Below are 24,132 nucleotides of genomic sequence, written 5' to 3'. Positions count from 1 at the left end.
CGACGTGACACGAGTCGCGCGATAAGCGACGGCGATGATCACCGAGGTCCAGGCAGGTCCCTATACCGTCCGAGGCATCTCCGTCGGCGGTGTCTACACCTCCCTCCAGGTGCCCGAGCTGGACGTGGTGCTCGACGTCGGCATCCCCATCCGCTCGTTCGCCGGGTGCGATCGCATCTTCCTCAGCCATGCGCACCCGGACCACGCCAGCGCGCTCGGGGCGCTGCTCGGCATCCGCCGGTTGATGGGGAAGGGCGCTCCGCAGCTCTTCATCCCCGCCGAAATCGAGGCGCCCGTCCACGAGGCCCTCCAGGTCCTCTCCCGGCTCCATCACACGTCGATGGAGGTGACCACCGTCCCCATGCGGCACGGAGACGTGCAGGCGCTGGGGCAGGGGCTCCACGTGCGCGCCTTCCGAACGCATCACCCCGTGCCCTCGCTCGGCTATCAGTTCTTCCGCCGCGCGACGAAGCTCCGCCCCGAGTTCCTCGCGCTGCCGCCGCAGGAGATCGCCACGCGGCGCAAGGCCGGGGAGGACCTCTTCACCCAGGTGGACCACCTGGAGCTCGCCTACGCGACGGACACGCTCTCGCGCATCCTCGAGACCGAGCCGACCTTGTTCGACTCGCGCGTGCTCGTCATCGAGTGCACCTTCGTCGACCCGAAGCGCTCCGTGCAGGACGCGAGGGATCGTGCGCACCTCCACCTCGACGAACTCCTCGCCCAGGCTGACCGCTTCCGCAACGAGGCCCTCGTGCTCATGCACTTCAGCCAGGCGCTCGGGCCGCAGGAGGTGCACGCCCTCGTTCGTGAGCGGTTGCCGCCCACGCTCGCGGAGCGCGTCCGCATCTTCGCGCCCGAGTCGGGCCGCTGGTTCGGTTGAGCCCTGGGCTGTCGCGCTGAACAGCTCAGTCCGGCCGCAGTGCCTCCAACTCCGCGAGCAACGCGCGCAACTCAGGCGCCTCCAGCGCCTTCTCCACCGACGCGAAGAACTCGGACAGGTCTCCCGCGCCTTGGTGTTCGTAGACGCAGGCCTGCAGCCCCATCTCCAGTCGGTCCACCTGCCGCACGAGTCGCGCCTCGAACGACGTGCCCTGCTCGTACTCATCCCAGAGCGCCAGGTACTCCGCGCCGCGCGGCAGCTTCCCCACGAGCTGCTCCATGGCCCGCCGCTCCCGCGCGTGCTTGTCCTCGCGCCCCACGCCGTCGTGCGGCGTCAGATCTCCCACGTACGCCTCACCCAAATCATGCAGCAGTGCGATGCGCACCGCGCGGCTCGCGTCCGCCTCCGGGAAGTGGCTGTCCGCGATGAACAGGCACAGCAGCGCCACGAAGAGCGAGTGCTCCGCCACGCTCTCGCAGCGTTCGGCCGGAATCTCCACCCGCAGCCAGCCTTGCCGGAAGAGCTGCTTCAAGTGGTTCAGCTCGAAGTACGTCTCGATGAGCGGGAGCGTCTTGCGTCCTCGCAACAGGGCCACGGGCGGCGAGCTCTTCGTCTTCATGTCGCCCTCCACGGTACACCGGCCCGCGTCCGTACTCCGGGTGGGTCGCCGTCCCAGGTCCGGGAACCCTCCGTGTGCGTCTTCGCTGGGCCCACGTGCGTTCACCCGTCACCTCGGGTAGAGGGGAGGCGAGGGGAGCGTGTCCACGCATCCGGACATGGCTCCGAGGAGGGGGAAGCACCCATGGAGTCGTCTCGTTGGTTCGTCGCCGCGCTGCTCGTGTGTGTCGTCGCCTGCAAGCAGGAGCCTCCCGCGCCCCCGCCGGCGCCCGTGGCCGCGCCCGTCATCACGGAGCCGGAGGACCTGCCGTTCCCCGAGACACCCCTGCCGCTCGTCGCCGAAGCCACGCCGCCCGACGCCGAGCCCGCGAAGCCTCCCGAGCCCCCGTTCACCGGTGACCTCCCGGCCCTTCGCAAGCGCGGCGTGCTGCGCATCCTCGTGGAGACCACCGACGAGAGCTCCCTGCCTCGCCAGGGCACGCCCCGCTCGCAGGATCGCGAGCTGCTGGAGCGCTTCGCCGAGAAGCACGGCGTGTCAGTCGAGCTCATCGCCGTGGAGCGCTTCGACCAGCTCATCCCCCTGCTGAAAGAGGGACGCGGGGACATCATCGCCGCCGACCTCACCGTCACCCCGGAGCGCTCCCGCGAGCTGTCCTTCACCCGCCCCATCGCCATGGTCAACGAGGTGCTCGTCGGCAAGAAGGGCGCCCCGGACCTGCCGCGCAAGCCCCAGGACCTCGCGGGCCGCGCCGTGCACGTGCGCGCCAGCTCCACCTTCGCCACGTCCCTCGCCGCGCTCGCGAAAGCCCAGGCCCCGGGCCTCACCGTCCATCCCGAGCCCGAGAGCCTCGACTCCGAGGAGCTCGTGTGGAAGGTCTCCCGCGGCGAGCTGCCCCTCACCGTGGTCGACAGCCACCTGCTCGCGGCCATCCAGACCTACAACCCGGACGTCGAGGCGCTCTTCCCCGTCGCGGAGAAGCGCGCCCTCGCCTGGGCCGTGCGGCTGGAGAACCCCCTGCTGCGCACCGCGCTGGACGCCTTCCTCGTCGAGCGCGCCCTCACCGACCACCGCGAGCAGCGCTTCACCGGAGACCTCGACGGCATCCGCAAGCGCGGCGTGCTCCGCGTCCTCACGCGCAACAGCCCCGTCACGTACTTCCTCCACCGCGGCGAACAGGCGGGCTTCGACTACCAGATGGCGAAGCTCGCCGCGGACGCGCTCAAGGTGCGCCTGGAGGTCGTCGTCCCGGACACGTACGAGGAGCTGCTCACGTGGCTCAAGGAAGGCCGGGGCGACGTCATCGCCGCCGCGCTCACCGTCACACCCGAGCGCCAGCGCGAGGTCGCCTTCAGTCGCCCGTATCTCTTCGTGGAGGAGGTCCTCGTGCAGCGGGTCGGCTCGCCGCGTCCCGCGTCCCTCGCGGACCTGAAGGGCCAGTCCATCCACGTGCGTCGCACGTCCAGCCACTTCTCCAATCTGAGCACCCTCGCGACCCAGCACGGGTTCACCGTCGTCGAGGAGCCCGAGGACCAGGACACCGAGACGCTCATCGACCGCGTGGCGCGCGGCGAGATTCCCTTCACCGTCACGGACAGCCACATCCTCGCCGCCGAGCGCGTCTATCGCGAGGACGTGGAGGCCGCTTTGACGGTACCGGGGCAGGGCGCGCCCGCGGGCAAGGACGGACACCACGGCATCGCCTTCGCCGTGCGCCCGGGGAGCGTGAAGCTGCGCGCCTTCCTCGACGGCTTCGTGCAGAAGACCTACCGCGGGACCGAATACAACCTGGCTCGCCGCCGCTACTTCGAGGGCCGCCGCGCCGAGGCCCCGGCGACCACCGAGGCGGCCGTGGCCACGGGCACCATCTCCCCCTATGACTTGCTGGTGCGCTCGTACTCCTCGCGCTACGGCATGGACTGGCGGCTGATGGTTGCGCAGATGTTCCAGGAGAGCCGCTTCGACCCCACGGCGCGCAGCTGGGTGGGCGCGCAGGGCCTCTTCCAGGTCATGCCCGCCACGGGCCGCGAGCTGGGCTTCCGCAAGCTCGAGGACCCCGACCAGGGCATCCACGCGGGCGTGAAGTACATGCACCAGCTCCTCGGCCGCATCGCTCCGGAGATTCCCTTCAAGCAGCGCCTGCGCTTCGCCCTGGCCTCCTACAACGCGGGCCTGGGCCACGTGCTGGACGCACGCCGGCTCGCGCAGGAGCAGGGCCTGGACCCCAACCGCTGGTTCGGCAACGTGGAGAAGGCCATGCTCCTCCTGGAGAAGCCCAAGCACTACCGCCGCGCGCGACACGGCTACTGCCGGGGCTCGGAGCCCGTGAAGTACGTCTCCGAAATCCAGACGCGCTACGGCGCCTACGTGTCCGTCGTCCAGCACTGACGGGCACGGGACGGAGTCACAGTCCCACGCCCACGTAGGCCGCGGCCCACGGGCCGCTGAGCGAGACGGAGAAGCTGTCCGGGCCCTTCACCGGGCTCACCTGGAAGTTCTTCGCCTGCGACACGAACTGCGTGTAGCCGACCTGCATCCGCGTGTGGAACCAGCGGTTGAGCTGGTACTGCAGCGCCGCGCCCGCGCCTCCGCCGAAGATCCACTTGCGCGAGCGCGCCTGGAAGTACCGGCCGTCGATGACCGGGTCTCCGCCGCCCGTCCCGGGGATGTTCGCGGAGATGCGGCCGGTGGCGAGCGACACCTCCGACGCGGCGCCGAACAGGCTCACGCCCAGGCTCAGCGAGTCCGTGAGCGACAGGCGCTTCTCCAGGCCCGGCCGCAGCGCCAGGACCTGGACGTCGTCACCCAGCAGGTACCAGTCCACGCCATTGGTCCACCACCAGTCCGTCCGACCGGAGCCGCGCACCATGTTGAAGTGGATTCCTCCGGCCAGTCGCACCGCGTTGGCCCGGGCGCCCACGGTGCGCACCTCGTTCCTCAGCCCGGGGATGTCCGTGGTCGGGTGCTGCATCCGCCCCCAGCCGCCGCCCACGTCCACGGCGACCTGGGGGATGCGCCGCTCCTGCTCGGGCTCCGGTGGAGGAGGCGGCGTGTCGGCGAAGGCCGGGGACACCGGCCCCCACGCCATGAGCAACCCGAGTCCATACAGGGACGTGCGCATGATGGACCTCTAGAGCCCCGCCACCTTCGCGGCGCTGCTCACCGTGTAGACCAACGTCAACTCCTGCTGAGAGCGCGGCGGCGCCGTCAGCTCGAAGCGGGCGATGCCCTCCGCGCTCACCTTCGTGGGCGCCGGGCGGGTGGTGTCCTTCTGGAGCGTCACCTCCACCGACTCGACCTCCGAGACGGGGATGCGCTCCTCCAGCGCCACCGCCGCGGGCTGGGCGCTCATGTTGGAGAGGAACATCTTCACGTGGTGCGTCTTCTGCTTGCGCCCCGACAGCCGGCTCGTCTCCTCCTGGATGTCCGTCATCCGGGCGACGCGCAGCGAGTCCTCGCTGCCGAAGCCCAGGCGCACGCGCTCGCCCTTGCCGGTGAAGCGCAGCTGCGAGCGCCCCACGTAGCCGCTGGTCCGCACCAGGTCCACCGGCCCCGCCAGCAACACGGACGGGCCCACGTTGTCGAACCTCGCCACGCGGTGCACCAGCGGCGACAGCTCCGGGCACACCACCAGCTCCGACGCGGCAGGCGCGGTGAAGTGGAACAGGGGGATGCGGTGCGGCTCTCCGTCCGCGGGGATGTGGGCGCGGTGGGGCGCGGTGAGGGACAGCGCCTCGCCACCGTCATCCATGCCGGGAAGGCCCTCGTCGCGTCGGGCACCGGCGCCCTCGCCCGTGTTCTGGATGACCTCCTCGCGCACCGAGACGTCCACCACCTGCTTCTCGCGCTCCGTCTTGTCGCGCAGGAAGAGCCAGTCCGACTCCAGCCGGGGCGGCGCCGCGCCCAGCGTGGGACGCGCCGTGGACAGCGCCAGCTCCACGTCCTTCCACTCCTCCTCGGTGCGCTGCCACACCACGGCCTCGCACTCCAGCCGCACCGTCGGGCCCTGGGTGCCCTGGGCCGGCTCCAGCGTCGCGCGGTACGCGGGGCGCCACGCCGCGCAGGGCACCAGGTAGGTGATGGACAGCAGCGCCGTGCCGCCCGCTGGGTGGCCCACCTCGAGCTCGGCGTGCACGTCCAGCTTCGTCTCGGACTTCTGCGTGTTCGACAGCGCGCCGCGGGCCTGCGCGAGCTGCTGTTGCAGGCGCTGCTCCTCCACGGCCGCCAGCCGCCGGGCCGAGTCCACGGCCTCCAGCGCCTCGCGCACGCTGTCGAGCTGCTGCTTCCACGTGTCGGGCTGCGCGACGCCTCCGCCGGACTGCTCGGAGATGGCGCGGTACACGTCCGCGTGGGCCGCGGTGAGCAGGCCGTGGCGCGTGTTCAGCCGCTCCCGGTCCGCGCGGGCCTGACGCTCCAGTCGCTCCAGGTCCGCGACGCGGCGGCTCAGCTCCGTGGCGTGCTCGCGCAGCGCCTCCGGAGGCTGGGCGCGCGTCACGCGGCGCACGCGGGCCTGGGACACGGTGCCTCCGGAGAGCTTCGCCTGGAGCGAGCGGTCCACCGCCAGCGGCGACAGGCCGGCGATGACCAGCCGCTGCGCTCCGGGGACCAGGGGGACTTCGCCGCGACGCTCGACGAGCGCGCGATCTTCCAGGACGGTGACCTTGACCACCGGCAGGGTGAGGGGCGTGCTCATCAGGTCCTCCGGTTTCCGCCGCCCAGCATCTTGCTGGCGGGAATCTTCACGGTCCACGTCGCCTTCAGGGTCTGCGCCTCACCGGGCTGGAGCACCACGCGCCAGGCCCGCTCGCCTTCCACGGGTGTCTCGCCCGGAAGCGGCGTGCGCTTCTGCCAGGGGGGCGCCGTCTCCGTCTCGTCCACCTTGATGTCCTTCTCGTAGCCGGTGGGCACGGCGGGCACGCGCTCGCAGACCTCCACGAGGATGCGGTTGGAGAGCCGGTTGGCCAGCTCCACCGACACGTGGTGCGTGAGCATCGTCGCGCCGCCGAAGATGCCGCCGGTGGCCTCGTCGAAGCGTGTGTTGCGCGCGACCTTGATGGACTCCTCCACGCCCAGGCCCAGGCGCTGGGTGGCTCCCGGAGGCATGGTGGGCAGGGGCGAGGTCATCAGGAACTCGTCGCCGAGCGTGACGTCCACGGGGCCCGCGAGCAGCGGGTAGGGCGTCCGGTTCTCCACGCGCACCGTGCGGAAGGCCCTGGGCTCCACGGAGGGGACGATGACGTACTCGGCGGACAGGCCCACGGGCACCGACAACACCGGCAACGTGTGCCAGGCCGAGTCCGAGGGCACGTCGACCCGCGACTCCAGGTCGAACTTCGCGTCGAAGTGCATCGCCGACTCGCGCGGCGGCACGGACCACGTGGGCAGGGGCAGATGCCGGAGGCTCGCCACCTGCTGCTCGCTCACGGCGATGAACGAGAGGACGTTCACCTGGATCTGCATGGCCTGCAGGGCGATGAGCTCCCGCGTGACGTGGGTGGGGCGCGAGCGCAGGCGGCCTCGGCCCTCCAGGTCATCGGCGGGAGTGAGCGTGAGCCGGTCGTAGTCCAGCAGGCTGTCGGAGGGCTCCAGGCGCGGCGCCGAGGAGAGGCGGTCCACGCTCGCGCCGCCACCTCCCATGGCCCCGTCGAGGTCCGCGAGGTCCATCGAGGCCATCGGCATGTCGTCGGAGTCGCCCGGCGCTTCGGCCAGGACCTCTTCCTCCATGGGCGCCTGGTTCCTGGCGAAGCCGCCTCGCGAGCGCGACAGCTCTCGTTGGGGCGCGGCGGCGGGGCGGGGCGGGGCGGACGGAGCGGAGCCCGCCATGAGGCGCTTGGCCTTCGCCATGGATGGCGCGGAGCGCAGGGCGCCACCAGGGGCGCTGCGGAGCTTCTCCATTCCCGAGTCAGTGCTCTCGTGGTCCGCGACGTACGGCGCGGGCGCGGGGGGCGGAGGTGGCTCCATCGGCGGCGGCCTCGGCTTGGCGGGCGCCGGAGCGCGCCGGGCGTCGTAGCCCGCGAACAGCTCGTCGAGCCCCGGGGGCGGCTCACGCCAGCCCGAGCGCGGTGGCGGCGGCTGGCGACGGCCGATGCGCAGCGCCTTGAGCTCGGGAACCTCGGCCCGGCGGTCCAGGGCCGCGGTGGAGACGGACAGCTTCACGCCGGTCCAGTCCTCACCGGTGTTCTGGCTGACGGTGGCCCGCATGCGCAGCGTGCCTTCCTCCAGCGTGCGAGGCAGCCGCAAATCGTAGGTCGGGACCCAGAGCGCGCCGGGCACGGCGTACTCCAGCGCGATGAGCGCGGGCGTCTCGCGAGGCCAGGGGTTGCCGGACAGCGTGAGCACCGCGGCGCGGTACACGCGGGCGCGCTCGCCGCGGACGGACGAGGAGGCCTCGTGCAGGCGCTGACGTCGCAGGCGGACGTCGCTCTCCGCGTCGCGCAGCTCCCGCTCCAGGTCGAGCAGCCGCGCGTTCAGCGTGGCCAGCTCCGTGTCCACGAAGGACGTGAGCGCCAGCAGTGAGTCGAGGGGCGTCTGGTGGGGCGTGTAGCGGGCCTTCTTCTGCGGCGGGAAGGTGGGCTTGAGCTTGCCCACGGCCTGCAGCTCGCGCCGGGTGACCTCCAGGCGTGCCGTCACGTCCGAGACGCGCGAGAGGGCTTCCTCCAGGGCGCGGTGCTCCTGGGGGACGTCGACCTCGGGAGGGAGCTGGATATCGAAGGTGGGCCGGATGGCGCGGATGGTGAGGCCGGGCGGGCCCTGTCGCACCGCGGCCCGGAGCGTCCCGGTTCGCAGCGAGAGGGGAAGTCCGTTGAGCTGGATTTCATTGGGGACGCGGTCCTCCACCAGCTGGAGGGTGGCGATGCGCGTGCAAAGCGCCCCCTCCGCGTGAACGGTGACCGCATCCAACATGGATGGCACGACGAGCATGCGCCCCCTCGGCTCAGGTGAGGGCGCAAGGGTAGTCGAGATGGGCTCCGGAATCATGTCCCCCTGGGGACGTCCACCCCGGGTGGGGCCGTGGGGCCCTGGGGGTGGGGTTCCGGGGCCCACCGCAGCACGCGTCCACCGGGCAGTCGCAGGGCCCACTGGCGCCGGCGCGTCGTGTCGTGACGCCGGGCGATGAGCACGAGTCCCCAACGTCGCACCAACTCGCCCGAGGCTGTCACGCGCCAGCTCGCGTCGAAGTCGAGCAGGTCCCTGGACAGGGCGCCCGGCAGTCGGCCCTCGTCGCGCAGGGCCTGGGCGAAGCGCCGTCCCTCCACGCGCGAGTCGGGCTCCACGGACATGGGGTTGGACCGGGCCCATTGCTCGAAGCGCGGCGAGAAGTCGGGACCGAGCGCGGAGGCCAGCAAGGGCCACGCACGCTCCACGCCCCGGCGGCGCTTGCTCATCAGGGACTGCGCGGCCGCGAGCACGCGGGCCTCGTCGAACCCTGGTGGAACAGGCGCGCCGACTCCGAGCGCGCGCACGAGCTCCGCCTGGGCGCGGGCCTGTCGCTCACGGGCGCTCATGCCATGCCCTCCCGATTCGCGTCGGTGGCGCCGCGCTCCTGCGTGGCACTCCGCGTATCCCGCTGCTCATGGACCCCGCGGGGGACATCTCGCTCGGGCGTGCTTCGGTGGGCCCCTCGGCCATGTCGCTCCGTGCCGCGCAGGAGCGCCTGCTCCATCGCGGACAGCTCCGCGGTGAGCTCCGCCTCGGGAGGGAAGCGGTCATCGCGCTCGAGCATCACCGGAACGGGCCCCAGTCGCGCGGCCAGTCGCTCCAGCAAGGTGAGCGGCCCCGGGGGGAGCGGATGCGCATGCGTGTCGTGATACAGCCCGCCGCGCTGGACGCCGCCGGCCACGTGCACATAGGCCAAGCGCTCACGAGGCACGGCCGCGAGCACCGCGTCCGCATCCGTGCCGTGATTCAGCACGTGGGCGTGGAGGTTGGCCACGTCCAGGAGCAGCGAGGCCCCGGTCCGCTCCAGCACGCCGCGCAGCAGGTCCGCTTCCGAGAAGGCCGCGTCGGGCCACTCGAACAGCGAGGCCACGTTCTCCAGCGCGAGCGGCACGGGCAGCGCGGCCTCGGCCATCCGGATGTTCTCGGTCAGCACCTCCAGCGCCTCCTCGGAGCGCTGCACCGGCAGCAGGTGCCCCGACTCGAGCCCTCCCGCGCGGACGAACGCGAGGTGCTCGCTGACACACACCGCGCCCAGTCGCTCCGCCAGTCCCGCCAGCCACGCCAGCCTCCGCGGGTCGGGCGGCTCCGCGGAGCCCAGACCCAGCGAGACCGCGTGCAGCACCACGGGGACACCGCGCTCGCGCAGCCGTGAGAGCGGCTCGGGGATGGGGCCCTTCGGCGAGAGGTGCTCGGCGAGCACCTCCACGAAGCCGAGCCCGGGGCGCCGGTCGATGAAGAGCGCCAGCTCGCGTCGCCACCCGATGCCGACTCCCCGAAAACCGGGCACCGTCAATCGCCACCTCCACCGCAGCCGCCGCAACCACCACCGCCGCCTCCGTCGCCGCCGCTGCTGCAACTGCTGGAGCCGCTGCAACCACTCGAGCTGCTCACGCCGCCGAAGGATGAGCCCGAGGGGTCGATGTGCCGGCGCATCAGCTCGAAGTCGCTCATCGCCACCGCGCCCAGGCCGAAGAGGGCCACCGCCACCCCCAGGTCCTGGCTGTTCAGCACCTGGGAGTTCTCCGTGCTCATGACGGACGTCTTCAGCGGCTGCTGATTCCAGCGCAGCGCGTGGAGCAGCGCCGAGCCCCGGCGGCTGGTCCACACGGGCCTCGTGAGGAAGAAGAGGGTGACCGCCGTGACGAAGCAGAGGAAGACCAGGAAGGACACGGGCTTCTCGCGCTCCAGGCCCACGTTGATCTTGGCGAGCCCCAGCAGGAGGACGCCGAGCAGCGGCAGCAGCGGCAGCCACCGGGCCCGCGTGGCCTGTCCTTCGTCGACCAACCAGCCGCGCTGTTGCAGGGGATGCTTGAGCCGCTCCAGCGCGGGCTCGATGCTGGCGACCAGCTCCGCGTTGCTCTTCTTCGACTCATGGACCGCGGCGTAGACGAGCCGCTCGAAAGGGGACGCGAAGTCGGACCGCTTGCCCGTCGTCGTCAGGGTCGTGCCGTCCATGACCAGGGCCTTGTCGTGGAGCAGCCTCGCCAGGGCCGTGTGCGCCACGGCCTTGGGGCCGGAGAGCATCGCGAGCTCGTACGGGTCCAGCTTCTGCGGCAACACGTCCGGGCCGCCTCCCGGTGTGCGCAGCATCCAGCGCAGCAGCAGTCCGAGCGCCACGGCGCCCATGGCCAGCAGGACATACAGCGCGAGGAAATCCGGGCCCGACAGGTTCAAGGGGTCCATCATTGCGCCCTCCCACGGTGGGTTCGCCCCTTGATGAAACGCTGCCGGGCGCACGTGACAGCCCGGTCCCGTGACGTCTTCGTGACGTCCGGGTGTCACCGGGGCGCCATGTGTCGGGACCTGTCGGCCAGCCTAGCGTGGAAGCCTTTTCGCTGGGGAGGTGCGGCCTGCGCGACCCAGGGTCAGCTCGCGTCCTGACGTGCGACGGGCTCGGGCGTGGGCTTGGGGCGCTTCACCTCCTTGCCCGTGCAGTCGTGTCCGACCACGGGTGGGAAGGTGCTGCTGGGGCGGTACTCCCAATGCCACGGCTCGGAGGGCACGGTGCGGCGGAAGCCGAAGCGACAGGCATTGGCCTGGAGCCATTGATAGCGCTTCGACGTGCGCTTGCCGATGACCAGGTCCACCGCGAGCCCGCGCTGATGGTTGGAGCGTCCGGGCCGCGCCGCCTTGTTGCCCCGACCCCGGCGGTACTGCTCGTACAGGAGGCGTTGCTCGGGCAGGGAGCGGTAGCCGCTGGTGACCCGGAGGGCGATGTCGTGCTTCGCCGCGTCCAACGTCATGCGTTGGAGCGCGGAGGCCGCGTCGCGGTGGAGACGGTGGCCGCCGTCGATGTGGACCAGCTTCGCGGCCTTCGCCTTGCGACGAGGACGGGCCTCTGCCGCGAGGACTGCGGTCGTGAAGAGGCACACGAGGAGAACGGCACTCCAGCGGAATAGCGCGAGCGACATGGCGGAATCCGGCCCGGGGGTTGGGGCCTGACTTTCGCGCGTCCATTCCCGCAGGCAAGCAGCCGGGGAGCCGAGCCCTCGACGGACGGTTTCGCGTCGTCAGAACAACGAGAGCTGCGCGGCGGCGGGCTTGGCCGTCGGTGCGGGCAATGGTTGGAAGCCGCGGGCGCGCGCCCAGTCCTCGCTCGGGCCGGACCAGTGGTGCAGGTCCATGCGCGCCTGGCCTCGCTCGTCGAACCCGACGCCCTCGGCCTCGAGCAGCTCCTTCTGTCCGTGGCCCGTCAGGCTGATGCCGCCCGTGCGGTTGATGATGCGCTGCCAGGGCACCGTGGCCGAGCGTGCGCCCAGCGCGCCCAACGCATGGCCGACCACCCTCGCGTCGCAGCCGTCACCGACGATGGTCGCGATGTCGCCGTAGGTGGCCACCTTGCCGGAGGGGACGGCCTGGACGACGGTGTAGATGCGCTCGAAGTAGTCGCGCTCGTCGCGCGCGGGCTGCGTCATGGGGGCGTTGCTCCTGTCGAGGACACTGTCACCCTGTGGGGCCTTCAGCCGCTGCGCGAGCCCAGGCCCGTGGCTTCGCCTGCCTTCAGGCGCTCGTGCAGCGTGCGGGCCTCCAGGTACCAGAACTGCACGTTGCCGAAGCTGAGGATGTCGCCGTCGCGCAGCGTCGCCTCGCGCAGGCCCAGGGTGCCCGCGTTGAGGAACGTGCCGTTGGTGGAGCCCAGGTCCTGCACCGTGCAGCGGTGCTGGGATTCGCTCCAGCGCAGCTCGGCGTGCAGCTTGGAGACGGACGCGTCGTCGATGACCACGTCGCAGTCCATGCGCCGGCCGATGCGCAGCCGGTCCGTGGCGTGCAGCGGCGGGAGCGTGGCGACGCGCAGGTGTTCGAATTCGAACAGGAGGGTCATCATGCCCAGGCTGATGTCCTCGGGCGCGGCCATGCGGGTGGGCGCGAGCACGGCGGCCGAGGCCTCCGAGGGGGGACGCTGGATGAGGGCGAAGGGCCCCAGCTGGCGCTCGAAATCCCTGGCGGGCAGTGACGCGGCGAGCGCGCGCAATTCCTGGACGGACAGCACGGAAGGCAGCCTAGCGGCTCACCCCGCGTGCGCCCAGCGTCCGCGAGGGTCCCTGTACGGCTTTCATTGACCTGCATGTCACGGGTTCCCTACATTGGGACCTTCATGGAGGGGGCCGGGCTCCGGGAGGAGCGCCGGCCCTCGACTTTTTCGTGAACCTGGGAGTGGTGGAAGGAGCTGTGTCGATGGCTAGCGGGAGCGACAACATCCCGATGACCCCCTCCGGGCTGCGCAAGCTCAAGTCGGAGCTCAAGCACCTGCAGTCCGTCGAGCGAGGCAAGATCTCGCGAGAGATCGAGGTCGCCCGCGCCCACGGGGACCTGCGCGAGAACGCGGAGTACCACGCGGCGAAGGAGAAGCAGTCCCACATCGAGGGCCGCATCCTGACCCTCAATGACTGGATTGCGCGCGCGGAGGTCATCGACCCCAGCAAGCTGGGCGGTGACAAGGTCATCTTCGGGGCGACGGTGGACCTGCTGGACACGGAGACGGACAAGCCCGTCACCTACCGCATCGTCGGGGAGATGGAGGCGGACCTGAAGAAGCGCTGGCTCGCCGTGACGTCGCCGGTGGCGCGGGCGCTCATCGGCAAGCGCGTGGGCGACATCGCCACGGTGCAGAGCCCCGGTGGCACGCGCGAGCTGGAGATCCAGGAGATCCGCTTCGAGGATCCCCAGGACGAAGCCCCGGCTGGCGAGGGCTGAGTCCGCCGTCCGACGGGAACAGCTGAGGACAGCGGACCGGGGGAGCGGGCCTTGGCTCGCTTCCCCGGTCGCGTTTTCTGGGAGACGTCACCCCCGTTCCGTAGGATGGATGGACGTGACTCACGCGTGAACCATCCGCTCGCCAGTCTTGTAGGGCCCCTGCGCTACGCGTGTCAGCGCGACTTCGCCATGCTCGCGACGGTGAAGGGGCTGACGCCCGTCCTGGAGCGCGCGCTGGCCGGAGCCAGCGGCGTGAACGCCGAGGCGCTGGGACACCTGCGCGCGGCGCTGCCGTACGTGGACCACCCCACGCCCGAGCGCCGCAAGGCCGCGCTGCGGCGGGTCGTCGCGGGCCTGAAGCTCAGCGGCGTCGCGCTGCCGGCGGAGCTGGAGGGGCTCGCGAGCGGGGAGGGGACCGAGGACGCGGGGCACGAGTCGCGTGGGACGCTGGCATCGGAGCCGCGCGGTGAGGCGTCAGGCGCGCGGCGCGCCCCTTCTGGCGAGTCGAACCCTCCGCGAGGGACGTCGGAGTCGGAGCCTCGCGGTCATGCGGCCAGCGCGCGGCGTACACCTTCGGGCGAGCCGAACCCTCCGCGAGGGATGCCGGGTTTGGAGCCTCGCCAGGCCGCGTCCGGAGCACGTCCTCCGGCGTCGGGAGACCAGGCGCGTGGAGGGGCCGACACGGCGCGGACGCCTCGCCCCCATCCGAACGCGGGACGGGTCCAGGAGGGGCAGTTGGGCCCGGTGGTCCGGGGGGCGAGCGGACGCGCCTCGGTGGACGGCGGACAGGGTGGGCCGCCTCCGGGCTACGTCCAGATTCCACCGTGGAGGTCGAACGAGCCCGTGCCGACCTCTGCCCGGGCGAAGACCGCGGCGCCCCGCACCGGGGGCGCGGAGATGGGGAACGCGCCCCGCGCTTCATACGGCGCGCAGGCGGGACTCGCGCGTCCTGGTACGCCCCCAGCCCCGCGCGCCGACGGACGTCCGGGCCGACAGACCTCCATCGACACGGGCCCCGCGAGCACGTCCCCGGCCAAGGCGCGCAAGGAGAAGGAGCAGCGCAAGAAGAAGCGCGCCGTGGCGGCGGAGGCCTCCCGCTCCGAGGCGAAGCTCTTGTCCATCGCGCCGCGCTCGGGGCCGTTGTCCTCGCCGCTGAAGACGCTGGGCAAGCGGCTGGGGCCCCGGCTCATCTCCGCGTTGGACAAGAAGGGCCTCCGGCGGATGGGCGACATCCTCTTCCTCCTGCCTCGCTGCTACGAGGACCGCAGGCGGCTGCTCACCATCGCCGAGCTGGAGCCCGGCGCGCGCGGCGTCACGGTGGGCATCGTCAAGGTCGCCGACTTCGTGCCCGGCAAGCAGGGACGGCGGATGTTCCGCGCGGTGGTGGGGGACCGCTCGGGCAGCATCGCGGCCACGTATTTCAACGCCGGCCCGTGGCTCAAGAGCCGCTTCACCGTGGGCAAGCGCATCGTGCTCTCCGGCGAGGTGCGCGCGACGATGAGCGGGCGCGAGATGGCGCACCCGGAGATCGAGCCCGCCGAGGACCTGGACTCCGCCGGCTCCGTGCACTTCAACCGCATCGTCCCCGTGTACCCGGGCTTCGAGCGCGGCGAGCAGCGCTCGTTCCGAGAGCTGGCCTCGCGCGTCGGTGAGCAGTACGCGCACGAGCTCGAGGACCCGCTGCCCCCGGAGCTGCGCCGTCGCCTGGAGCTGATGCCGCTGCCGGAGGCGCTGCGCTTCATCCACTTCCCGCCGGACTCGGCCGACCTGGAGGCGCTCGACGTCCACCAGAGCCCGGCGCACCGTCGGCTCGCGTTCGACGAGCTGTTCTTCCTCCAGCTCGGCATGGCGCTCAAGCGCCAGGGCGTCAAGGCGGAGCTGGGCATCGCGTTCGACGTGTCCCCCACGCGGATGGACAAGGCGCGCGCGGCGCTGCCCTTCCAGCTCACGGGGGCCCAGGCGCGCGTGGTGGAGGAGCTCGCCCGGGACATGGCTCGCGAGGAGCCGATGAACCGGCTGGTGCAGGGCGACGTGGGCAGCGGCAAGACGGCGGTGGCCATGGTCGCCGCGATGGTGGCGCTGCAGGCCGGCTACCAGGTCGCGGTGATGGCCCCCACCGAAATCCTGGCGGAGCAGCACGAGCGCAACTTCCGCAAGGTGCTCGGTCCGCTCGGCTTCCAGGTGGGGCTGGTGAGCGCCTCCGGCGCGGCGAAGGCCAAGCGCCAGGTGCGCGACGCCGTCGCCCGGGGAGACATCCACCTGGCCGTGGGCACGCACGCCCTCATCCAGCAGGACATGTCCTTCGACAAGCTGGGGCTGGTGGTCATCGACGAGCAGCACCGCTTCGGTGTGCTCCAGCGTCACTCCCTGATGAGCAAGGGCCCCAAGCCGGACGTGCTGGTGATGACGGCCACGCCCATCCCGCGCACGCTGGCCATGACGCTCTATGGAGATCTGGACCTCTCCATCATCGACCAGCTCCCGCCTGGCCGCACGCCCATCAACACGCGCGTGTTCAACGACAAGCAGCGCGCGCGCGTCTACGAGTCCATCGCCTCGGAGCTCGCCAAGGGCCACCAGGCCTACGTCGTGTATCCGCTGGTGGAGGAGTCGGAGAAGCTGGACCTGGAGGACGCGACGCGCGGCGTGGAGAAGCTGCGGGCGGCCTTCCCCCAGGCGAAGGTGGGCCTCCTGCACGGGCGGATGAAGGCGGAGGAGAAGGACGCGGTCATGGAGGACTTCCGCGAGAAGCGGCTGGACGTCCTCGTGTGCACCACCGTGGTGGAGGTGGGCGTGGACGTGCCCAACGCCTCGGTGATGGTGGTGGAGGCGGCGGAGCGCTTCGGCCTGTCCCAGCTCCACCAGCTCCGTGGGCGCGTGGGACGTGGCGCCGCGGCCAGCTACTGCTATCTGGTGGCGAGCAGCGCGCGCTCGTGGGAGTCCACCGAGCGGCTGTCGGTGATGGAGGCCAGCAGCGACGGCTTCGTCATCGCGGAGAAGGACCTGGAGATTCGCGGGCCGGGCGAGTTCCTCGGCACGCGGCAGAGCGGCCTGCCGGAGCTGGCGGTGGCGAACCTCGCGCGGGATGGGGACCTGCTCTCCATGGCGCAGGCCGAGGCCCGGCGCATCCTCGCCAGGGACCCGGACATGAAGTCTCCCGAGCACCAGGGCCTGGTGAAGGCGCTCGAGGAGCGGTGGGAAGGCCGGCTCGCGCTCGCGCGGGTGGGGTAGCGCGCGTCAGGGCTCCGCGTCGGGGCTCTTGGGCTTCGGGAGCGGCTCGTAGCCGCGCTCCTCTACCCAGGCACGCTTGCGCGTGGCCGTCCTCCCCTCCGGTCCGGCGAGGACGCCCTCGCCCTCGGTGCAGGCCAGGCCCAACCTCCGCTCGCACGGGTCCACCGCGACGACCGTGCAGCCCTTGAACGAGTAGATGCCGGGGCTGTCGTCCGAGGTCCCGGCGAAGGTGTCCTGGCTTCCACCCAGGTCGATGGTCGTACAGCCCCCACCCTCCGAGGACTGGGGCTCGGAGCACAGGAAGACCGCGCTGTAGGATCCGCCCGAGGTCTCCCCGGACGTTCGATAGAGGTCCGAGTACGGGTCGGCGCAGAGCCAGGCGGTCTCGGCGCACGCCGGCAGGTGGGCCTTCTTGCAGGGGGCGTCGTCCCCATCGCGGGTGAACACCCCATCCTCCCCGCCGAACTTGTCCAGGTTGAAGTAGGTGCTCTTGCGGGTCTTCTCATCGCCCCAGCGCACGGCGTGGCGCGCGGCGTCGAGGGCCGCGGGCTTCTTCTTCGCGCGGAACAGGCACAAGGACAGGTCCGCCCACGCGGCGCCGTCCTGGGGTGAGAGCTGGGTGAGCTTCTCGAACAGGGGACAGGCCTTGGCGAACTGCTTCGCGTCATAGGCCTTCTGGGCCTGGGCACGCAGGGTGGCGGCGTCCGGGGGCGCGGCCGTGAGCAGCAGGAGCAGGGGTGTCATCATGGAGGGCGTCCGCGTCAGAGGCGGGTGGCGGCCGTGACGTACACCGGGAGGCGGAAATTCACGTCCAAGGTCTTCTCCTGCTCGGTGACGCCCCAAACCTCGAGCTCCCAGGAGACCTCCTCGCCCAGCTGTCGCCAGGTGGAGGAGCGCGCGTCGGTGATAGCGTCCGAAGACGCGGCGTGCCTTCCAGCGGCGATAGAAGGCCCGCAGCAGGAAGCGCCAGGTCACGTAGAGCCCCAAGGTCGTCAGCGCGAGCAGCATGAATCCACCGCCGAGCCGCTGCTTCTGGGGCGTGTCCGGGCCCAGGACCTCGGGGGCGAGGTGCCCGAAGGCGCCGAGCAGCCCCACGATGGCGAGGCCCCCGAGGAGGGGACGCAGGAGCGGGGAGCGGCCCGGTCGCGAGCTGGGGGGCCACCGTCTCCTGGGTCCAGGGGTGGTCCCACAGCCAGGGCTCGGCGCGGTGCGCCTTCGCGAAGGCTCGCAGCCGCAGCGAGCGCCGCATGCGGACCGCGCCCCAGACGCCACACACCAACGTCCCCACGAGCAACGCGCCCTGGAGGCTGACCGGCTCGAGCGTGGTCGTCCGGAGGCCGAGGAGCTGATACCCGCCGACGAGCGCCAGCAGCAGCGGGATGATTCCCTGGACGAACGGGAGACGCGTGGGCGGAGGTTGGATACCGCCTGGGGATTCGACTCGCCCGAAGATGTACGCCGGCTCGGCCATCGCGCGAGCGTAGGGTGGGGGGCCTTGCCTTGGATAGCGTGCCGCCGGGGAAATTCCCGCGAGGCTTGTCGGACCCGCCCGCTGCTGCGAGCGCCTCGCGTGGTTAGGCTTCGGGCATGGGAGATCTGGAGCGCGCCGAGTATCTGTCCCGACAGGGCATTCATGATCCTCGGGTGCTGGAGGGCATCGGCCGCTTGAGCCGGGCGGAGTTCGTGGCGGAGCACTCGCGCTCGGAGGCGGGCGTCGACGCGCCGCTGCCCATCGGCCATGGACAGACCATCAGCCAGCCCTTTGTCGTGGCGTTCATGACGCAGGCCCTGCGCCTGGAGGGGCATGAGCGGGTGCTGGAGATCGGCACGGGCTCCGGCTACCAGACGGCGCTGCTGTCGCTCTTGTGCCGCGAGGTGTTCACGGTGGAGATCGTCCCGGAGCTCGCCCGCTCGGCGCGCGAGCGGCTCCACCGGTTGGGCTTCCAGAACGTGTACTTCCGCCAGGGCGACGGCGCGGAGGGCTGGCCGGAGCAGGCGCCGTTCGACGCCATCATGGTCACCGCCGCGCCGGTCGAGGTGCCCTCCTCGCTGCTCTCCCAGCTCCGGCGCGGGGGCCGGATGGTGGTCCCCGTCGGACCGCTGGAGGGCGCCCAGCAGTTGCTGCTCATCCATCGGGCCAAGGAGGTGGGTCAGCTCCCCCGGGTGGAGTCCCTGTTGCCCGTGCGCTTCGTCCCCCTGACGGGGCCGACGGGAGTCCCCCGACCCTGACGGGTCCGAGAGGGGAGCGGTCCGCCCGGATGCCTGGAAGCCACCACGGGCCGAGAAGTCGCGTTGCCCCCGAACGTGGCCGCCCGCTAACGTCCCGGCATCATGATCATCTGTCCGGTCTGCGACCACGTACAGCCCGAGGGCACCGAGTGCGATGTCTGCGGGAAGCGCTTCCCGGTGGACGCCGCGGGCGCGACGCCCCCGGTGGCCCCGCTGCCGGAGCTGGAGCTGACGCCGCACGCCGGTGGCCGCGACGCGGTGAACGCGCAGCCGCTGCCGGAGCTGGACATCACGCGCCTTCGCAGCGGGCCGGACCTGCCGCCGCAGGTGGTGCAGGACCTGGAGCTCACGCGCTCGGCGCCGACGGGGGACCTGCCGGTGGCGGTGCTCCCCGAGCTGGACACGGGCCGCGCGCCGGATGACGGCGTGCGCACCGCGGCCCCGCTGGGCGCGGTGGTCTGCCGCTACTGCCGCAACGTCCAGGCGCAGGGGCTGCTCTGCGACAACTGCGGCATGCGGCTGCCTCGCGCCCGCGTGGCGCCTGTCGTGGTGGCCGGGAAGCCGGGCGAGGACAACGACTGGATGGCCTGCCCCTCGTGCCACACCCGGGGCCGCCCGGGTCGGGCCTGCTCCGAGTGTGGCACGCGACTGGTGGAGCAGACATGAGCGCCTCGGAGTCCGGCTTCAAGGCGGAGTACGCGTGCAGCGAGGGCTGCGACTTCCGGGCCTCGCTCCTGGACGTCGTCTATCGCTGCCCCCGCTGCGAAGGCCTGCTGGAGGTGCGTCACGACGTGGACGCCCTGCGCGCGGTGCCCGCGGCGGAGTGGAAGCGGCGCTTCGAGTCGCGCTTCGGTTCATCGCGCCTGCCGGAGGGCTCCGGCGTGTGGGGCAAGCGCGAGTGGGCCTACCCACAGCTCCCCGTGGAGGACATCGTCTCGCTGGGCGAGGGCCGCGTCCCGCTCAAGCCCCTGCCGCGCATGGCGTCCGAGCTGGGGCTGTCCGCGTTGGACCTGAAGGAGTGCGGCGTCTCGCCCACGGGCAGCTTCAAGGACTGGGGCATGACGGTGCTCGTGTCCGCCGTGAAGCACATGCGGGCCCGGGGCATGCCCCTGCGCGCCGTGGCGTGCGCGTCCACGGGAGACACCTCCGCGGCGCTGTCCGCCTACTGCGCGGCGGCGGGGATTCCCGCGGTGGTCTTCCTGCCGCGCGACAAGGTCTCCCTCGCGCAGCTGGTGCAGCCCATCGCCAATGGCGCGCGTGTGCTGTCGCTCGACACGGACTTCGACGGCTGCATGCGCCTGGTGCAGGCGGTGACGGCGGACACGGGCCTGTACCTGGCCAACTCGATGAACTCGCTGCGCATCGAGGGCCAGAAGATGGTCGCCGTGGAGCTGTGCCAGGACCTGGGCTGGGAGCCACCGGACTGGGTGGTGATTCCGGGCGGGAACCTGGGCAATGCCAGCGCCCTGGGCAAGGGCTTCGAGCTGATGCTCGAGCTGGGCCTCATCACCCGCAGGCCGCGCATCGCCGTGGCGCAGGCCCAGCGCGCCAACCCCCTGGCCCGCGCCTTCCGGGGCGGCTTCCAGGAGCTGCGGCCCATGCAGGCCGAGAGCACGCTGGCGTCCGCCATCCAGATTGGCAACCCGGTGTCCTTCCGCCGCGCGGTGCGAATCCTCAAGGCCTTCGACGGCGTGGTGGAGGAGGCGACGGAGTCGGAGCTGGCCAACGCCGCCGCGCGCGCGGACCGCGAGGGGACGTTCACCTGTCCCCAGACGGGCGTGGCGCTCGCGGCGCTGGAGAAGCTCGTCGCCCAGGGCGTCATCGAGAAGGGCTCGCGCGTGGCGGTGGTGTCCACCGCGCACGGGCTGAAGTTCGCGGACTTCAAGGTGGGCTACCACCGGGGCACGCTGGCGGACGTCACCAGCCGCTACGCGAATCCTCCGGTGCAGCTGCCCGCGAACCTCGATGCGGTGCGCTCGGCCCTGTCGGACCTGGGCTGACGTCGCGAGGGAAGGGCGGGGCTCACCTCGAGGGGAGCCGCCGCCCCCGGAGACGGCGAGGCGCGCGTCAGTCCGCGAGCAGCGGGACGCGCTTGTCGATGGTGAGCCCGAAGCCCGCGAGGCCCCGGTAGGTGACGTCCGTGTTGGTCATCACCTGCAGCGTGCGCACGTTCAGGTCGTTGAGGATCTGGCAGCCCATGCCCAGGTCGCGCGTCTCGTGCGGGCCGCTGCGCAGGTCGGCGCTGCCGTCCGCGTTGCGCTTGTGGTGGATGCCGAAGTCGTCCCCGTGCATGCCGGGCAGGTACACCAGGACGCCGGTGCCCTCACGCGCGATGCGGGCGAGCGACTGGTCCAGCAGCGCGTTGCAGTTGCACGTGGGCGAGCCGAACACGTCGCCCATCGTGCAGGCCGCGTGCAGGCGCACCAGGGCGCTCGGGCGGGCGGCGGGGTCTCCCTTCACCAGCACCAGCGACTTGGCGCCGTCCGGCAGCCACGTGTACGTGAGCGCCGTGAAGTCGCCGTAGCGGGTGGTGACGGTGTGCTGGCCCGGCTCGCGGCGCACCAGCCGGTCCTTGCGGCGGCGGTACTCGATGAGGTCCGCGATGGTGATGACGCGCAGCTTGTGCTCCAGCGCGAAGGCCTGCAGGTCCGGCATCCGCATCATGGTGCCGTCGTCCTTCACCAGCTCGCACAGGATGCCGGAGGGGCCCAGGCCCGCCAGCCGGGACAGGTCCACGGTGGCCTCGGTGTGGCCCGCGCGGCGCAGCACGCCGCCCTCGCGGTAGCGCAGCGGGAAGATGTGCCCGGGGCGCAGGAAGTCGTTGGCCTGGCTCTCCGGGTCCGCCAGCGCCAGGATGGTCTTCGCGCGGTCCGCCGCGGACACGCCCGTGGTCGTCCCGTGCCGGTAGTCCACGGACACCGTGAAGGCCGTGCGGTGGGACTCGGTGTTGTCCGACACCATCTGCGGCAGCCGCAGCGCGTCCAGTCGGTCCGCCAGCATGGGCATGCAGACGATGCCGCTGGTGTGGCGCACCATGAAGGCCAGGTGCTCGGGCGTCACCTTCTCCGCCGCCATGATGAGGTCGCCCTCGTTCTCGCGGTCCTCGTCGTCCGCGACGATGACGAACTTGCCGTCGCGGATGTCCTGGATGGCATCCTCGATGGAGGAGAGCTTGGCGTCGTGGCTCATGGTGGCTTCGGTCCGCTCGCGGGTCTGCATGTGCAGGCGCATGTAGCGTCTAGGTCCGGGGCTGGCAAGCCAACCCGCCTCCCGGCGTGCGCCCGGATGATGGGCCGGAGTAGGTCCTCCAGGGGCGCTCCTCCGACTGCCCGTTTCGGTGTGGGCGGAATCGTGTGCGACCTGGAAGGTTGGAGTCCCCAGGGACGATGACTCGACGCGTGGGACGGGCTGCTGTAGGGTGCCCCGTTCCGAGATGAGCGCCAACACCCAGGACTTGAGGACGCGGCTCGACCAGCTCCAGGAGAGCCTGTCCGTCCGCCAGAGCACCACCCACTTCGCCCACACCGGGGTCGCCACCATGGTGGCCCTCATGTTCGGTGGGGCGGCGGGCAAGCTGTTCTACGACTCCCTGCGCACCCCACTGCTGGCCTGGGGCGTGGCCCTGCTGGCCGTGGTGCTGCTGGGGTACGCCTTCCGCCGCTACGTGCTGGGACGCCGGGTGCTGGCGGACGAGCTCCAGCGCTACCAGACGATGCTGGAGCTGCGCAGCCAGCTCCGGCTGGACGAGCCCTCCGCGCTGCTGCCCCAGTGAGCGGGGCGCGCAAGGTCTCCCGTCGGGGCCGGTTCATCGTCCTGGAGGGACTGGACGGGGCCGGCACCACCACGCAGGCGGAGCGGCTGGCGGCCGCGCTGCGGGCGGAGGGGCATGGGGTGCTCACCACGCGTGAGCCCTCGGACGGGCCGGTGGGCACGCTGATTCGCCAGGCCCTCACGGGCCGCCTGGGCCTGCCCCAGGGCGCGGGGCCCCTGACGCCCCAGACGCTGGCGCTGCTGTTCGCGGCGGACCGCACGGACCACCTGGCGGCGCGCGTGTTGCCCGCGCTGGAGGAGGGCAAGCTCGTGCTGTGTGACAGGTACGTGCTGTCCTCGCTGGCCTACCAGGGGGCGTCCCTGCCCATGGGCTGGGTGGAGCAGGTGAACGATTACGCCGTGTCGCCGGACCTGACGCTGTTCGTGGGCGTGGCGCCGGAAGTCGCCGCGAAGCGACGGGCGGCGCGGGGTGGGGCGGCGGAGCTGTTCGAGGCGGACGAGGCGCAGCGGCGCATCGCGAAGCAGTACCTGGCCGCCATCCGCCGCCGCGCGAAGAAGGAGCGCATCGTCCACATCGACGGTGAGCAGGGCATCGAGGCGGTGACGCAGGCCTCGCTGGTCCAGATTCGCAAGCTGCTCGGACGCAAGCGCTAAAGGGGGCCTGCAGCCCCCCGTGGTCGGGTGCGCCCCAGCCCCGAGGGGCGGGGCCGAGCCCTTTGAATTCGGACATCGCGGACAGTCCCCCCGACTCGCGCCACGGAAATCCGAGCCGTTGCGGTAGAGTCCGCCGCTCCATGGAGCGCACGGGCGCGGCGGCGATCATCATCGGCAACGAGGTCCTGACGGCGAAGGTCCAGGACCAGAACGGTCCGCACCTCATCAAGAGGCTGCGCGAGGTGGGCATCCCCCTGCGTTCGGTGGAGACCATCCTGGACGACGTGGACGCCATCGTGGACGCGATGAACCGGGCGCGGCAGCGCGCGCGCTACGTGTTCACCAGCGGCGGCATCGGCCCCACCCACGACGACGTCACGGTGCGCGCGGTGGCGATGGCGCTGGGCAGGTCCGTGGTGCGCCTGCCGGAGATGGTGTCGCTCATCGAGGCGCGCGCGCCCGAGGGCAAGGTGACGCCGGAGGGCATGCGCCTGGCCGACGCGCCCGAGGGCGCCGTGCTGCTGCCCCAGGCGGGCACGTGGTACCCGGTGCTCACCGTCGGTGACGTCTACCTGCTGCCCGGCGTGCCGCAGCTCTTCCGGATGCAGTTGGAGACGGTGCTCGCGCGCCTGAGCGGCAGCCCCGTGGTGCTCCAGAACCTGTTCCTGCGGCTGGGCGAGAGTGAAATCGCCGCCGTGTTGGACAGCGTGGCGCTGAACATGCCTCACGTGGCCATCGGCTCGTATCCGGAGTTCGACCCGGCCAAGGACTACCGGGTGAAGATCACCGTCGAGGCCGGCGAGCGAGGCCCGGTGGAGGAGGCCGTCGCGCGCATCATCGGCGGCCTGCCCGACGGCGCGGTGCTGCGGCGGGAGTGACGAAGCCTCCCGCCGCG

22 protein-coding genes are annotated in these 24,132 nt (G+C 71.7%); 10 read left to right on the top strand and 12 right to left on the bottom strand.

The genetic code is table 11. The features are described 5' to 3' along the window. Positions 1-34 precede the first annotated feature (34 nt). Complete coding sequence (locus AC6JA9_RS24000; RefSeq protein WP_483578071.1) at positions 35-883, top strand: MBL fold metallo-hydrolase; 849 nt, start codon at positions 35-37, stop codon at positions 881-883. Positions 884-908: 25 nt separating this feature from the next. On the opposite strand, the gene AC6JA9_RS23995 is transcribed toward AC6JA9_RS24000, so the two are convergent. Further along, positions 909-1,502, bottom strand: coding sequence for an HD domain-containing protein (locus AC6JA9_RS23995; protein ID WP_483578070.1), 594 nt, complete (start codon positions 1,500-1,502; stop codon positions 909-911). Positions 1,503-1,685: 183 nt separating this feature from the next. Between AC6JA9_RS23995 and AC6JA9_RS23990 the strand changes: the two genes are divergently transcribed. Continuing rightward, on the top strand, positions 1,686-3,887 hold the full coding sequence (locus tag AC6JA9_RS23990; RefSeq protein ID WP_497957890.1) for an MltF family protein: 2,202 nt from the start codon (positions 1,686-1,688) through the stop codon (positions 3,885-3,887). A gap of 16 nt (positions 3,888-3,903) precedes the next feature. On the opposite strand, the gene AC6JA9_RS23985 is transcribed toward AC6JA9_RS23990, so the two are convergent. From AC6JA9_RS23985 to AC6JA9_RS23945, 9 genes are all read right to left on the bottom strand, one after another. After that, positions 3,904-4,620 carry a hypothetical protein gene (locus tag AC6JA9_RS23985; protein WP_267700708.1) on the bottom strand — a complete coding sequence of 239 codons (717 nt, stop codon included), beginning with the start codon at positions 4,618-4,620 and terminating at the stop codon, positions 3,904-3,906. A 9-nt stretch (positions 4,621-4,629) separates the two neighbouring features. Next, complete coding sequence (locus tag AC6JA9_RS23980) at positions 4,630-6,192, bottom strand: DUF4139 domain-containing protein (protein WP_483578068.1); 1,563 nt, start codon at positions 6,190-6,192, stop codon at positions 4,630-4,632. Continuing rightward, the gene (locus AC6JA9_RS23975; RefSeq protein ID WP_483578067.1) at positions 6,192-8,420 is read right to left on the bottom strand and encodes a DUF4139 domain-containing protein; all 2,229 of its coding nucleotides are present in this window, start codon (positions 8,418-8,420) and stop codon (positions 6,192-6,194) included. The genes AC6JA9_RS23980 and AC6JA9_RS23975 overlap by 1 nt, the downstream gene beginning before the upstream one ends. A gap of 53 nt (positions 8,421-8,473) precedes the next feature. Continuing rightward, the gene (locus AC6JA9_RS23970; protein WP_483578066.1) at positions 8,474-9,004 is read right to left on the bottom strand and encodes an SCO6045 C-terminal-like domain-containing protein; all 531 of its coding nucleotides are present in this window, start codon (positions 9,002-9,004) and stop codon (positions 8,474-8,476) included. Further along, a complete protein-coding gene (locus tag AC6JA9_RS23965) occupies positions 9,001-9,945 on the bottom strand; it encodes an MbnB/TglH/ChrH family RiPP precursor modification enzyme (protein WP_483578065.1) in 945 nt (314 codons plus the stop codon). Before AC6JA9_RS23965 ends, AC6JA9_RS23970 begins: the two co-directional genes overlap by 4 nt. A 2-nt stretch (positions 9,946-9,947) precedes the next feature. After that, positions 9,948-10,844, bottom strand: coding sequence for a TIGR04222 domain-containing membrane protein (locus AC6JA9_RS23960; protein ID WP_483578064.1), 897 nt, complete (start codon positions 10,842-10,844; stop codon positions 9,948-9,950). 179 nt (positions 10,845-11,023) lie between these two features. Beyond that, positions 11,024-11,530, bottom strand: coding sequence for a M15 family metallopeptidase (locus tag AC6JA9_RS23955; RefSeq protein WP_223783694.1), 507 nt, complete (start codon positions 11,528-11,530; stop codon positions 11,024-11,026). Positions 11,531-11,668: 138 nt separating this feature from the next. Next, positions 11,669-12,073, bottom strand: a complete 405-nt coding sequence (locus tag AC6JA9_RS23950; RefSeq protein WP_223783693.1) for an MGMT family protein — start codon at positions 12,071-12,073, stop codon at positions 11,669-11,671. Between the two features lie 44 nt (positions 12,074-12,117). Further along, positions 12,118-12,648, bottom strand: a complete 531-nt coding sequence (locus AC6JA9_RS23945) for an FHA domain-containing protein (RefSeq protein ID WP_497957889.1) — start codon at positions 12,646-12,648, stop codon at positions 12,118-12,120. Between the two features lie 185 nt (positions 12,649-12,833). Between AC6JA9_RS23945 and greA the strand changes: the two genes are divergently transcribed. Together greA and recG are read left to right on the top strand one after the other, a co-directional pair. Next, positions 12,834-13,352 carry a transcription elongation factor GreA gene (greA, locus tag AC6JA9_RS23940; protein WP_141323442.1) on the top strand — a complete coding sequence of 173 codons (519 nt, stop codon included), beginning with the start codon at positions 12,834-12,836 and terminating at the stop codon, positions 13,350-13,352. 126 nt (positions 13,353-13,478) lie between these two features. Then, positions 13,479-16,583 (top strand): ATP-dependent DNA helicase RecG, encoded by a 3,105-nt coding sequence (recG, locus tag AC6JA9_RS23935; protein WP_497957888.1) that lies wholly within the window; start codon positions 13,479-13,481, stop codon positions 16,581-16,583. A 6-nt stretch (positions 16,584-16,589) separates the two neighbouring features. Here recG and AC6JA9_RS23930 read toward each other — a convergent pair whose 3' ends face one another. Beyond that, positions 16,590-17,330, bottom strand: coding sequence for a tetratricopeptide repeat protein (locus tag AC6JA9_RS23930; RefSeq protein ID WP_497957887.1), 741 nt, complete (start codon positions 17,328-17,330; stop codon positions 16,590-16,592). An 840-nt stretch (positions 17,331-18,170) separates the two neighbouring features. Here AC6JA9_RS23930 and AC6JA9_RS23925 point away from each other — a divergent pair. From AC6JA9_RS23925 to thrC, 3 genes are all read left to right on the top strand, one after another. After that, the gene (locus AC6JA9_RS23925) at positions 18,171-18,812 is read left to right on the top strand and encodes a protein-L-isoaspartate(D-aspartate) O-methyltransferase (protein WP_408890195.1); all 642 of its coding nucleotides are present in this window, start codon (positions 18,171-18,173) and stop codon (positions 18,810-18,812) included. A gap of 102 nt (positions 18,813-18,914) precedes the next feature. Then, positions 18,915-19,478 (top strand): hypothetical protein, encoded by a 564-nt coding sequence (locus AC6JA9_RS23920; RefSeq protein WP_141323439.1) that lies wholly within the window; start codon positions 18,915-18,917, stop codon positions 19,476-19,478. After that, a complete protein-coding gene (thrC, locus tag AC6JA9_RS23915) occupies positions 19,475-20,812 on the top strand; it encodes a threonine synthase (protein WP_223783690.1) in 1,338 nt (445 codons plus the stop codon). Before AC6JA9_RS23920 ends, thrC begins: the two co-directional genes overlap by 4 nt. Positions 20,813-20,879: 67 nt before the next feature. Here thrC and ribB read toward each other — a convergent pair whose 3' ends face one another. Beyond that, entirely contained in the window at positions 20,880-22,031 is a 1,152-nt protein-coding gene (ribB, locus tag AC6JA9_RS23910) for a 3,4-dihydroxy-2-butanone-4-phosphate synthase (protein ID WP_497960745.1), read from the bottom strand. 214 nt (positions 22,032-22,245) lie between these two features. On the opposite strand from ribB, the gene AC6JA9_RS23905 reads away from it, so the two are divergent. The 3 genes from AC6JA9_RS23905 to AC6JA9_RS23895 all read left to right on the top strand — a co-directional run bounded on the left by AC6JA9_RS23905 (position 22,246) and on the right by AC6JA9_RS23895 (position 24,115). After that, the gene (locus tag AC6JA9_RS23905) at positions 22,246-22,584 is read left to right on the top strand and encodes a hypothetical protein (protein ID WP_223747354.1); all 339 of its coding nucleotides are present in this window, start codon (positions 22,246-22,248) and stop codon (positions 22,582-22,584) included. Then, positions 22,581-23,237, top strand: coding sequence for a dTMP kinase (gene tmk, locus AC6JA9_RS23900; RefSeq protein ID WP_223747355.1), 657 nt, complete (start codon positions 22,581-22,583; stop codon positions 23,235-23,237). Before AC6JA9_RS23905 ends, tmk begins: the two co-directional genes overlap by 4 nt. Positions 23,238-23,377: 140 nt before the next feature. Then, the gene (locus AC6JA9_RS23895) at positions 23,378-24,115 is read left to right on the top strand and encodes a competence/damage-inducible protein A (protein ID WP_141323435.1); all 738 of its coding nucleotides are present in this window, start codon (positions 23,378-23,380) and stop codon (positions 24,113-24,115) included. Positions 24,116-24,132: the final 17 nt, after the last annotated feature.

This window comes from Myxococcus sp. MH1 (assembly GCF_059738865.1).
The sequence above is the reverse complement of the archived record's forward strand: the minus strand, read 5'-3'. Positions and strand labels throughout refer to the sequence as shown.

What these genes read in the sequence shown, in the direction of transcription:
- AC6JA9_RS24000 (WP_483578071.1), top strand. Translation starts at nt 35, where the DNA reads ATGATCACCGAGGTCCAGGCAGGTCCCTATACCGTCCGAGGCATCTCC.
- AC6JA9_RS23995 (WP_483578070.1), bottom strand. Translation starts at nt 1,502, where the DNA reads ATGAAGACGAAGAGCTCGCCGCCCGTGGCCCTGTTGCGAGGACGCAAG.
- AC6JA9_RS23990 (WP_497957890.1), top strand. Translation starts at nt 1,686, where the DNA reads ATGGAGTCGTCTCGTTGGTTCGTCGCCGCGCTGCTCGTGTGTGTCGTC.
- AC6JA9_RS23985 (WP_267700708.1), bottom strand. Translation starts at nt 4,620, where the DNA reads ATGCGCACGTCCCTGTATGGACTCGGGTTGCTCATGGCGTGGGGGCCG.
- AC6JA9_RS23980 (WP_483578068.1), bottom strand. Translation starts at nt 6,192, where the DNA reads ATGAGCACGCCCCTCACCCTGCCGGTGGTCAAGGTCACCGTCCTGGAA.
- AC6JA9_RS23975 (WP_483578067.1), bottom strand. Translation starts at nt 8,420, where the DNA reads ATGCTCGTCGTGCCATCCATGTTGGATGCGGTCACCGTTCACGCGGAG.
- AC6JA9_RS23970 (WP_483578066.1), bottom strand. Translation starts at nt 9,004, where the DNA reads ATGAGCGCCCGTGAGCGACAGGCCCGCGCCCAGGCGGAGCTCGTGCGC.
- AC6JA9_RS23960 (WP_483578064.1), bottom strand. Translation starts at nt 10,844, where the DNA reads ATGATGGACCCCTTGAACCTGTCGGGCCCGGATTTCCTCGCGCTGTAT.
- AC6JA9_RS23950 (WP_223783693.1), bottom strand. Translation starts at nt 12,073, where the DNA reads ATGACGCAGCCCGCGCGCGACGAGCGCGACTACTTCGAGCGCATCTAC.
- greA (WP_141323442.1), top strand. Translation starts at nt 12,834, where the DNA reads ATGGCTAGCGGGAGCGACAACATCCCGATGACCCCCTCCGGGCTGCGC.
- AC6JA9_RS23930 (WP_497957887.1), bottom strand. Translation starts at nt 17,330, where the DNA reads ATGATGACACCCCTGCTCCTGCTGCTCACGGCCGCGCCCCCGGACGCC.
- AC6JA9_RS23925 (WP_408890195.1), top strand. Translation starts at nt 18,171, where the DNA reads ATGGGAGATCTGGAGCGCGCCGAGTATCTGTCCCGACAGGGCATTCAT.
- AC6JA9_RS23920 (WP_141323439.1), top strand. Translation starts at nt 18,915, where the DNA reads ATGATCATCTGTCCGGTCTGCGACCACGTACAGCCCGAGGGCACCGAG.
- thrC (WP_223783690.1), top strand. Translation starts at nt 19,475, where the DNA reads ATGAGCGCCTCGGAGTCCGGCTTCAAGGCGGAGTACGCGTGCAGCGAG.
- ribB (WP_497960745.1), bottom strand. Translation starts at nt 22,031, where the DNA reads ATGCAGACCCGCGAGCGGACCGAAGCCACCATGAGCCACGACGCCAAG.
- AC6JA9_RS23905 (WP_223747354.1), top strand. Translation starts at nt 22,246, where the DNA reads ATGAGCGCCAACACCCAGGACTTGAGGACGCGGCTCGACCAGCTCCAG.
- AC6JA9_RS23895 (WP_141323435.1), top strand. Translation starts at nt 23,378, where the DNA reads ATGGAGCGCACGGGCGCGGCGGCGATCATCATCGGCAACGAGGTCCTG.